This is a genomic window from Clostridium sp. YIM B02555, from assembly GCF_022320955.1.
Taxonomy (GTDB): Bacteria; Bacillota; Clostridia; order Clostridiales; family Clostridiaceae; genus Clostridium; species Clostridium saccharoperbutylacetonicum.
The window spans coordinates 75,628-86,276 of the sequence record NZ_JAKJJY010000027.1 but is presented as its reverse complement, the minus strand read 5'-3'; the positions used below and the strand labels follow the sequence as shown (position 1 = coordinate 86,276).

9 protein-coding genes are annotated in these 10,649 nt (G+C 29.7%); 8 read left to right on the top strand and 1 reads right to left on the bottom strand.

Going from position 1 to position 10,649, the window contains the following annotated elements:
- The first annotated feature begins 180 nt into the window (after nucleotides 1-180).
- The 6 genes from L3B98_RS25560 (at nucleotide 181) to L3B98_RS25535 (ending at nucleotide 8,269) form a co-directional block, all read left to right on the top strand.
- Nucleotides 181-1,260 carry a dipeptide epimerase gene (locus tag L3B98_RS25560; RefSeq protein WP_077363678.1) on the top strand — a complete coding sequence of 360 codons (1,080 nt, stop codon included), beginning with the start codon at nucleotides 181-183 and terminating at the stop codon, nucleotides 1,258-1,260.
- 198 nt (nucleotides 1,261-1,458) lie between these two features.
- Nucleotides 1,459-2,370, top strand: a complete 912-nt coding sequence (locus L3B98_RS25555; protein ID WP_015393389.1) for an LD-carboxypeptidase — start codon at nucleotides 1,459-1,461, stop codon at nucleotides 2,368-2,370.
- Nucleotides 2,371-2,468: 98 nt separating this feature from the next.
- Entirely contained in the window at nucleotides 2,469-3,539 is a 1,071-nt protein-coding gene (locus tag L3B98_RS25550) for a DUF6765 family protein (RefSeq protein ID WP_015393388.1), read from the top strand.
- Nucleotides 3,540-3,845: 306 nt separating this feature from the next.
- Complete coding sequence (locus tag L3B98_RS25545) at nucleotides 3,846-5,681, top strand: NAD(P)-binding protein (protein ID WP_238918756.1); 1,836 nt, start codon at nucleotides 3,846-3,848, stop codon at nucleotides 5,679-5,681.
- Entirely contained in the window at nucleotides 5,675-7,438 is a 1,764-nt protein-coding gene (locus L3B98_RS25540; RefSeq protein WP_238918754.1) for an NADH-dependent [FeFe] hydrogenase, group A6, read from the top strand. Before L3B98_RS25545 ends, L3B98_RS25540 begins: the two co-directional genes overlap by 7 nt.
- A 258-nt stretch (nucleotides 7,439-7,696) precedes the next feature.
- Nucleotides 7,697-8,269, top strand: a complete 573-nt coding sequence (locus L3B98_RS25535; protein ID WP_238918751.1) for a metal-dependent hydrolase — start codon at nucleotides 7,697-7,699, stop codon at nucleotides 8,267-8,269.
- 61 nt (nucleotides 8,270-8,330) lie between these two features.
- On the opposite strand, the gene L3B98_RS25530 is transcribed toward L3B98_RS25535, so the two are convergent.
- Nucleotides 8,331-9,128, bottom strand: coding sequence for a DUF1189 domain-containing protein (locus L3B98_RS25530; RefSeq protein WP_077363668.1), 798 nt, complete (start codon nucleotides 9,126-9,128; stop codon nucleotides 8,331-8,333).
- A gap of 395 nt (nucleotides 9,129-9,523) precedes the next feature.
- Between L3B98_RS25530 and L3B98_RS25525 the strand changes: the two genes are divergently transcribed.
- Nucleotides 9,524-9,952 carry a 6-carboxytetrahydropterin synthase gene (locus L3B98_RS25525; RefSeq protein ID WP_015393383.1) on the top strand — a complete coding sequence of 143 codons (429 nt, stop codon included), beginning with the start codon at nucleotides 9,524-9,526 and terminating at the stop codon, nucleotides 9,950-9,952.
- Between the two features lie 16 nt (nucleotides 9,953-9,968).
- Nucleotides 9,969-10,637 (top strand): putative 7-carboxy-7-deazaguanine synthase QueE, encoded by a 669-nt coding sequence (gene queE, locus L3B98_RS25520; RefSeq protein ID WP_077363666.1) that lies wholly within the window; start codon nucleotides 9,969-9,971, stop codon nucleotides 10,635-10,637.
- Nucleotides 10,638-10,649 lie beyond the last annotated feature (12 nt).

Here is a 10,649-nt window from a genome sequence, read left to right as displayed (position 1 = left end):
CACTTATCTGCTTAATAATCATCACAGCTTAATTTCATATGCCGCTTGCACAAATATGTATCTAATTTCTAGTTTAGTGTTACGATTATAATTTCTCAAGAGTGTATGCATATTCCATTTATAAGTTTGATTATTAAATTGGATATCAATAAGCAATAGCTATTAAAATGGGGGAGAAGGATGAAAATAAAAAATATAGAGGTATTTGAAATATCAGTACCATTAGTTACACCTTTTAGAACAGCACTAAGAACCGTTGAAAAGATTAATGATATAGTTGTAAAAATAACAACTGATACTGGAGAAATAGGTTATGGTGAAGCTGCACCTACAGCTGTAATAACTGGTGAAACAAAAGAATCAATAAAATCAGCTATTATTAATTATATTAAACCTTCAATTATTGGACTAGATATAGCTGAGTTAGAAGTTATAATGGAAAAACTGCAAAATAGCATTTTAAAAAATACTAGTGCTAAGGCAGCAGTAGATATGGCTATATATGATTTATATGCCAAAAAATATGAGGCACCATTATATAAGATTCTTGGGGGATATAGAAATGAAATCACAACAGACATTACCATTAGTGTGAATGATGTATCTGAAATGGTAAACGATAGTATCAAAGCTGTTAAAGATGGATTTAATATTCTAAAAATTAAAGTTGGAAAAGAAAGTGAAAAGGACATAGATAGAATAACAGAAATAAGAAAAGCGATTGGAGAAGACGTTAAGCTACGCATAGATGCAAACCAAGGCTGGACAAGCAAACAAGCAGTCAAAATAATAAGTAGATTAGAGGACAAAAACATCAACATCGATTTGGTGGAGCAACCAGTAAAATATTGGGATTTAGAAGGTATGAAGTATGTTACTCAAAATACATACACAAGAATATTGGCAGATGAAAGTGTTTTTTCTCCGTTAGATGCCTTAAAGATAATCCAAGAAAAAGCAGCAGATTTAATAAATATAAAACTAATGAAAACAGGTGGAATATATAATGCATTAAAAATTTGTGATATTGCAGAAATGCATGGAATAGAATGTATGATTGGTTGTATGCTAGAAAGTAAGATTAGTGTAAGCGCTGCGGCAAATCTTGGAGCTGCTAGGAAAATAATTACTCTTGTAGATTTAGATGGCCCAGCACTTTGTATGAGTGATCCAATTATTGGTGGTCCAATTTTTAAAGGAAGTTCTATTAAAATGGTAGATAGAAATGGGATTGGTTTCGATAATATGATAGAAATTTAGGAGGTACTATTTAAAAAGTATTTAAGAATGGTAGAGTATTTTGATAAAGAAATTTTAATATATATAAATATAAATAATTATAGTAAAAAGGAATTCTACTTAATTAATAAATGAAATTTAACAAAAATTATGAGATTTATTAAAAACGTTTGATTTTAAAAATTATTATTTTAAATTAAAATTAAGGAGTGTGTTATTGTGATAAGACCAAAACACTTAAAGAAAGGTGACAAAATTGGATTAATAGGTTCATCTAGTCCAACTCCCCAAGATAGAATAGAACCATCGATTAGAGCTATGGAAGCTTTGGGGTTAGAAGTAATTTTAGGAGAAAGTTGCTTGAAAAACCACGGATATCTATCGGGGACAGACGAAATTAGGGCAAATGATATAAATAAGATGTTTGAAGATAAAAGTATTAAGGGCATATTTGCAATAAGAGGTGGTTACGGAGCTCCTCGAATTTTAGATAAATTAGATTATGATATGATTAAGAAAAATCCAAAGGTATTTGCAGGATATAGTGATATTACAGCTCTCCATAATGTGTTTAATCAAAAATGTGAACTTATAACGTTTCATACACCAATGCCATCAACAGAAATTTATAAAGGTATTGATGAATACACTTTAGATTATTTCAAAAAAAACATATTTAGTGATATTCCACTAGGTGTAATTAAAAATCCAGATGGTCAAGATTTAAAAACTTTAGTAACTGGAGAGGCAGAAGGGATTTTAGTTGGAGGAAATCTATCATTAGTTGCTTCTTCTTTAGGTACACCTTATGAAATTGATACAAGAGGCAAAATATTGTTTCTAGAAGAGATAGAGGAATATCCATATAAAATTGATAGAATGTTAGTTCAGTTAAAATTAGCAGGAAAATTTAAGGAAGCAGCCGGAATTATTTTAGGGGCATGGACAAATTGCGAAGCAAAAGAAGGTGATAATAGTTTAACTCTGATGGAGGTTTTTGAAGAAATAATTATACCAGAAAATAAAACTACAATTTATAATCTAGCTTGTGGACATTGTATGCCAACTATAAGTCTTCCTTTAGGTACAAAGATTAAAATAAATGGATATAAAAGTGAAATAATTATGTGATCTTCTATTACGTGATAAGTAAATATGAATAGAATTCTTTTGATATATTAGCAAAAATATCTGTAATGCATAATATATTCTTACAGGAGGTGTTTTTAGTGAATATAAATTTTCACTACTTCACAATTAAAGCTCTTGCAAGAATATCTGGTTTTGATGAGATGGAAGCTCAATTGATAGCTGAATACTCTCAATTTGTTGATGATTTTCACCAATTTTTAGAGGAACCAATTAAGTGCAGCTGCGTTCCAGAAAGTGCAAAGTTTTTATGTAAGGATATCTATGATAAAGAACTAGATATGTATGTAAGAAAATTCATTCCTGTAAATACCGGATTTGCTGGTGTTAATATTATATTTGCTGCCTCAAAAACTCTTCAAGAAAACGCATTGATACCCTTTCATTTTATACCAGAAAAACAACTTAATTATATAAATAATAAATCTAGAGGAATAGAAAACTATCGTGTTAAAAAAATGCAAAAAACATCTTGTTTATTAAAGTCACTTTTAGATTATACTGCATTTTTATATAAAAATAATATTGGTGCTATTATTAATTTAATTCGAATTGGTATAGTAGTGCACATTTTTGCAGACACATATTCTCATCAAAAGTTTTCAGGATATTGGGGATGGGAAAATTCTTCAAGGGTTATCAAAGTAATAGATAATTTAACAAAAGAAGATATCACAGCAAAGTATAGAAAAAGACTCCTTGATAATCTTCCAGCAATAGGTCATGCTAATGTAAATACAGTTCCTGATGATAGCAATATCTCATTTACTATAAATTTTAAGATAGACAAAAATGATTCATTATATATGAAAGAATATAGTAGAGATAATACAAAAGAATTTTTAATAGCATCAATAAATATTATTAATTATTTACGATACTGTAAAGGTAATAAACCAATTAGTAAAGAAGAATGGAATATATTAAAGAAAAAATTAATTAAGGGGTTTTTGTTCCCTAAAAAAAGTGTCAGCTCATTAACAGTTCACTGGTCAGAAATTTTTAATGAGCTTGAATTTTACTACGATGAAAGAGAATTAAATAAGCCTTCAGATAATTTTTTTGATTTTAATATCTGTGCCTATGAATTTAAAGAGATTATTTTAGGTAACTTATCTTTTCCTAGTGAAATTTTTTATTCAAATAATTAGACTTAAATGTAGTTATCTAATAATAGAAATAGTAAGACTTCTTGTTTTTGCTGAAATCAGTATAGTTGTAGCAAAAGTGAGAAGTTATTATTTTGTATATTATTATAGAAAGACATTTTTAGAATAAAATGAATAGAAATAACTAAAAAATATTTTGAGAATTTTCAGAAAATACTGTATAATCAAAATAAGAAAAAATTTAATATTTTTAGTCGAAATATATATTTATTTTATTAAACTTCATTAAGGCGAAAATATTATTTGCTACCAGGATATAAAATGTTATTGTAGAGAGGAGTAATTTAGATGAGTAGACTTGAAATTTCAACGCCAAACAGAGCTCAAACTGTAGTTGAAGGTCTTTATAAAGACTTAGAACGCCGTATTATTGCTAGTCCTCCTGGCCTCTGTCCAGTAGATATGGCAGCATCTTTTTTAAAACTTTGTCATGCTCAAACTTGCGGAAAATGTGTTCCTTGTAGAATTGGATTAGGGCAATTAGAAAGTTTGCTTAATGATGTTTTAAATGGAAATGCATCCTTAGAAACGATTGACTTAATAGAGAAAACAGCTCGAGTAATATTAAATTCTGCTGATTGCGCAATTGGCTATGAAGCAGCTGATATGGTACTAAAAGGAGTAACTGGATTCAGAAGTGATTATTTAGAACATATTATAAATGATAGATGTATTTGTAATTTGGATCAACCAGTTCCTTGTGTTGCATTATGTCCTGCAGGTGTAGATATCCCAGGCTACATAGCATTAATTTCAGAAAAAAGATATGCTGATGCAGTTCGTCTTATTAGGAAGGATAATCCTTTCCCAACAACTTGTGCACTAATTTGTGAACATCCATGTGAAGCTAGATGTAGAAGAAATATGATAGATGATTCTGTAAATATACGAGGTCTTAAACGTTATGCTGTCGATCATGCAGGAAAAGTTCCAGTACCAGCATGTAGTACAGCAACTGGTAAAAGGGTAGCTATAATTGGTGGAGGACCTGGTGGCTTAAGTGCTGCTTACTTTCTTTCTTTAATGGGGCACAAAGTAACTATATTTGAAAAACGTGAAAAACTTGGAGGCATGCTTCGTTATGGTATTCCTAATTATCGTCTTCCAAGAAAACGTTTAGAAGAAGATATTGAAGCAATTATATCTACAGGAGTGGAAATAAAGACTGGTATTACAATAGGGAATGATGTTTCATTGGCAGATTTAAAAAATGAATATGATGCAATTTATATTGCTATTGGAGCACATACAGATAAGAAAATAGGAATAGAAGGTGAGGAAAGTAAAGGTGTTATTTCAGCTGTAGAAATGTTAAGAGCAATTGGTGATAATATTTTACCTGACTTTACAGATAAAGTTGTTGTTGTTGTTGGAGGAGGAAATGTTGCAATGGACGTTACTAGATCTTCAGTGCGTTTAGGTGCAAAAAAAGTTCTTAATGTATATAGACGTAGAAAAGTTGATATGACAGCTTTACCAGAAGAAGTTGAAGGAGCTGTTGCTGAATGTTGTGAAATATTAACTTTAAAGGCGCCTATAAAGATTGAAAGTGACGAAAATGGACAAGTTTCTGCATTATGGGTAAAACCTCAAATGATAAGCAAAATTGACAGTTATGGACGTCCTACAATTGTGGATTCAGATGAAGATGAAATTAGAATTCCGTGTGATATTGTTATTGTAGCAATAGGACAAGGAATAGAATCTCGGCACTTTGCTGAACATGGAGTACCTGTTAAAAAAGGAGTAATTGAAGCTCTTAGTTCAAGTGGAATTGAGAACAGTAAAGGAATATTTGCAGGAGGTGACTGTGTAACTGGCCCAGCAACTGTAATTCGAGCTATTGCAGCGGGTAAAGTAGCAGCAGCAAATATAGATGATTATTTAGGGTTTAATCATATTATAAGTGTAGATGTTGATATACCAACAGCAAGACTAGATGATAGACCTGCGTGTGGAAGAGTAAATATGCTTGAGAGAGATTCAATGGAACGAAAAAATGATTTTGAATTAATCGAATATGGAATGTCTTGTGCAGAAGCGCACCAAGAATCATTTAGATGTTTGCGATGTGATCATTTTGGATATGGAGTATTTAAGGGAGGGAGAGTTGACAAATGGTAAATTTAAAAATAGATAATATAACAGTTGAAGTTAATGAGGGAACTACCATTTTAGAGGCCGCTAAACTCGCTGGAATTCCAATTCCAAGTCTTTGTTATTTAAAGGGTATAAATGAAATAGGGGCTTGTCGTGTTTGTGTTGTTGAAGTAAAAGGAAAAGATAAATTACTTCCAGCTTGTAATAATATGGTGGAAAGCGGAATGGAGATATTGACTAATAGTCCTAGAGTTAGGGAGACACGTAGAACTAACGTAGAGCTTATTCTTTCACAACATGATTGTAATTGCGCATTTTGTGTTAGAAGTGGTAATTGCAATTTACAAACAATTTCTAACGATTTAGGGATACTTAGCTTAAGTTATGATAAAAATGTAGAGCCATATATATGGAATGAGAGTTTTCCTTTGATACGTGATGCTGGAAAATGCATAAAATGCATGCGTTGTATTCAAATTTGTAATAAGATTCAAAGCTTAAATATTTGGGATGTTGCAAATACAGGTTCTAGAACTACTGTAGACGTTTCTTATAATAGAAGAATAAAGAATTCTGATTGTTCTTTATGTGGGCAGTGCATTACACATTGCCCTGTAGGGGCATTAAGAGAACGAGATGATACAGTAAAAGTATTTTCTGCACTTGCTGATCCAGATAAGATAACTGTAGTACAAATAGCTCCTGCTGTTAGAGCTGCATGGGGAGAAGCTTTAGGTCTAACTCGTGAAGAAGCAACTGTCAATAGATTGGTATCAGCATTACGAAGAATGGGATTTAATTATATTTTTGATACTAATTTTTCAGCTGATCTTACTATAATGGAAGAAGGAAATGAATTTATTGAAAGAATATCTAATAAAGAAAACAACATATTCCCTATGTTTACATCATGTTGTCCAGGCTGGGTTCGCTTCTTAAAATCTCAATATCCTGATATGGTTGAACAACTTTCAACTGCAAAATCTCCACAGCAGATGTTTGGAGCAGTGGCAAAAAGTTATTATGCAAAAATATTAAATGTAGATCCATCGAAAATTTTTAGCATATCAGTTATGCCATGTGTTGCAAAAAAACATGAAGCTGAAATTCCTGTTATGAATGATGCAGGGGCAGGTCAAGATGTTGACTTGGTTCTTACAACACGTGAAATAGAAAGAATGATAAGAGCAGAACACATTATTTGTAAGGATTTAAAAGAGGAAGAGTTTGATATGCCTTTAGGAGTTAGTTCAGGAGCAGGTGTAATCTTTGGATCAACAGGTGGAGTTATGGAAGCTGCACTTCGTTCAGCTCATTTTATCATAACTGGAAAAAATCCTGATCCAGATGCATTTAAAGAAGTTAGAATAAGCGGAGGAATAAAAGAAGCTGTTTTTGAAATAGCAGGTGCTCCAATAAAGGTTGCAGTAGTAAGTGGACTTGGGAATGCGAGAAAACTGATTAAGTCTATACGTAAAGGAAAGGCACAATATGATTTTGTTGAAGTAATGGCATGTCCAGGAGGGTGCTCAGGTGGAGGAGGACAACCAATTGCAGATGGGTTAGAACTTGGAAAGGAACGTGCTGATAATTTATATAAACTTGATAAAAAGGCTGAACTAAGATTTTCACACGAAAATCCTTCTATTATACAACTTTACGCTGATTACATGGAAAAACCTTTATCACACAAAGCTCACAAACTTCTTCATACAGATCATAATGCATGGATTATGCCACTTTCACCAAGAAAAGACTTCGGTGACAATGATGATGAATAAAAAATAATAGATTAAAAAATGTAACCTGTGAATATCATATTCACAGGTTATTTTTTAACAATTTATTTATCGAAATAATTTAATATTTATTTAGGGAATTGTAGTAAAAAGGGAATATAATGTAATTTAATAGGAAATTAAATAGAATTTATTATTTTAGTAGATTTTTCATTAAAAATTAATTTGATTTATAGTATAATAACAAAATGAAACAAGACATAATTATGAATGACTAGAAGCGAAAGTAGGAATAAAACGATGAATTTTAAAACTCATATAAACGGTGGAGTATTAATAGGCTTATATATTGGATCGCAGATAACAAAAAATGACATTCTCTCAGCAGGAGTATTTTTTGGAGGAACAATTATTGGAAGTTTATTTCCAGATATTGATCACAGAAATAGTTATATTGGTAAAAAAGCAAAAGGAATATCAAAAACTATAAATAAACTAGCTGGACACAGAAAATTATTTCATGCACCATTGATGTATTTACTTTTATACTCAATCAGTGCTGGTATACCAATGAAAAAAGTGTATTTTATTGGAATTACAGGTTTATTTTTCGGAATATTATCTCATTTAATACTTGATAGTTTTACAATTGGTGGTCTGCCGTGGTTCTATCCGTTTACTAAAAAGAAGTTTTCATTAGGGAAAATTAAAACAAATAGTAAACTAGAAGATGTTTTCTGTGGAATTTTAATTTGCATAAACGTGGTGATGCTATTAGATTTACTAAATATAACATCTATATTTACTTTTACTCAAAATTATAAAAGTAATGTAACCCAAGGAATTAGGAACATTATTATAAATACAAAATAATACCTATAAGAAAAAGGAGATTAGTAACTATTTGTGTAGTTATCAATCTCCTTAAATTAACTTAGTGTGTAAGGTTAATATTTGATTTATCAGTGTTTTTAATTTCTTTAAGTGCCAAGTAACAATATATTATAGAGATAATATAAAATATTACAATGAAATTATCTATTTCCATTCCTGATATATTTATAAGAGCTTCAAGAAGCAGAGGTAAAGTAATTGAATAAAAGCCTAATGTACAAGCCGTGGTGTAATTTGATTTTATACCCATGATGGAACTAATTAATAAACTCATAGGTCCTATAATAATAAATACCGCTGCTAAATTTACAAGGAAAGAGACAATAGGATTAACAATTAAAAGTATTACTGGTAAAATTATTTTTAAAATAAGTAATATTTTAGCGATACTGCTATTTGTTAGGTTTATATCGCTATACTCTGAAAAATCAACAGTATAAATTGTAGTATAATTTTGCCTGTAGACAAGCTTGCTTGAGTTTATATAAATACCATTATTATACTGATTTAAAGCTGAGGTATCTGTTTTGTTAACTGTATCTATAATAAGCATATCTCCATTATGTTTATAATAAAAAGGTTCTTTTGAATCCATAGATAATTGTCCATTTTTAAATTCGAAGCTTGGAACTTTATTAAGAACCACTTCATGTATATCTGATATTTGAGAATTAAATGTGTCAATTATCTTAAAATTAGTTAATGTTGAAAATATTAAAGTAACAAGAAAAATATATAAAACAGATTTTCCAAGTCCTTGCGCTAAAAATTCTTTATAGGCAGTAAAATCAAAAAAACTGAATACAAATTTATGCCTAAATCCCATTTTGTTTTTCAATGAAAGACCTCCTTAAATTTTGTGTACAACAAATTGGTTCTTGCTAATTATAACATATTAAGCTGAAATACAACAGAAAGTTTGCATATTTAAATTAAATGTGTTATCATAACGCTTGTAAAATATTGCTTGGTTATTTTAGAAATGATCAAGTTAATATATATTTTATGTTTACCTATAACTAAATATGGACAGTTCATTAAGACCATCCTGTCCTTAAACAAAACTAGGCATTGTAATTTTAGATTTTTTAAATTTAAGATTAATTTTGTTGTTCTAGTTTTAGATATAACAAAATTAGTCTTTTTATTATGTTTAAAATTAATTACTGTATAATAGGCGTGTTTTGTTATAAGAATATAAACGAATTAGAAATGTTATGTGAGGAGAAAAGTATGTTTAAAATTAAAAGTGAAGTACAATTTGATATGGCTCATTATTTAAGTGGCTATGACGGGAAATGTTCAAATATACATGGACATAGATATAGATTAATTGCTAAATTAAAATCTGAGACACTACATAAAGAAGGGCAACTTAGAGGAATGGTAGATGATTTCTCTAATTTTAAAGAAGCACTAAAGCAAATAGAAGAAGAATTTGATCATAAGTTAATTATTGAAAATAATGAAGAAGGAAAGGTACTATCAAAAAAATTATCTGAACTTCAAAATAATTTTGAAATAAGTTTTGTGAATTATAGACCTACAGCAGAAGAAATGTCTAGGGATATTTTTAATAGATTGAAATCAAAAGGTTTATCTGTATGTGAAGTTGAATTATTTGAAACTCCTAACAATAGCTGCATATATACAGAAGATTAAAATTGGAGGATTAATAATGTTTAATATTGTAGAAAAATTTATATCTGTTGATGGAGAAGGTCCTAGTTCAGGCGAACTTGCTACATTTATAAGATTTCAAGGGTGTAATTTGCGCTGCACTTGGTGTGATACCACTTATTCATGGGATAAAAGTAGTATTTGCGAGATTTTAAGTGCTGATGAAATTTATAATTATATAAAAGAAAACAATGTAATAAATGTAACATTGACAGGTGGAGAACCACTTATTCAGAAAAATATTGATGAACTGTTAAAATTATTAAATGATGATGAAAATTTAAAGGTTCATATAGAAACAAATGGTGCAGTTGATATAGAACCATTTAAAAAGATTTATAATAGTAAAAATATATGTTATATTGTAGATTATAAGCTACCAAGCAGTCGAATGACTAATAAAATGAGTAATAATAATTTAAAAGTGATAGGAAAATCTGATGTATATAAATTTGTAATAGGTAGTATTGAAGATTTAGAACATGCTTATGATATTATTATCAGAAATGATTTAACAAGTAAATGTATTGTTTATTTTAGCCCAGTATCGGGAAAAATAGACCTTAAAGAAATTGTAGAATTCATGAAAAATAAGCGATTAAACAAAGTTAGATTACAAACACAGCTTCATAAAATTATTTGGGATAAGAATGCGAGAGGTGTTTAATAAAACTCTATG

Excerpts from the sequence above, each read along its gene's own strand:
- L3B98_RS25560 (WP_077363678.1), top strand. The coding sequence starts at position 181 with ATGAAAATAAAAAATATAGAGGTATTTGAAATATCAGTACCATTAGTT.
- queE (WP_077363666.1), top strand. The coding sequence starts at position 9,969 with ATGTTTAATATTGTAGAAAAATTTATATCTGTTGATGGAGAAGGTCCT.
- L3B98_RS25525 (WP_015393383.1), top strand. The coding sequence starts at position 9,524 with ATGTTTAAAATTAAAAGTGAAGTACAATTTGATATGGCTCATTATTTA.
- L3B98_RS25540 (WP_238918754.1), top strand. The coding sequence starts at position 5,675 with ATGGTAAATTTAAAAATAGATAATATAACAGTTGAAGTTAATGAGGGA.
- L3B98_RS25535 (WP_238918751.1), top strand. The coding sequence starts at position 7,697 with ATGAATTTTAAAACTCATATAAACGGTGGAGTATTAATAGGCTTATAT.
- L3B98_RS25545 (WP_238918756.1), top strand. The coding sequence starts at position 3,846 with ATGAGTAGACTTGAAATTTCAACGCCAAACAGAGCTCAAACTGTAGTT.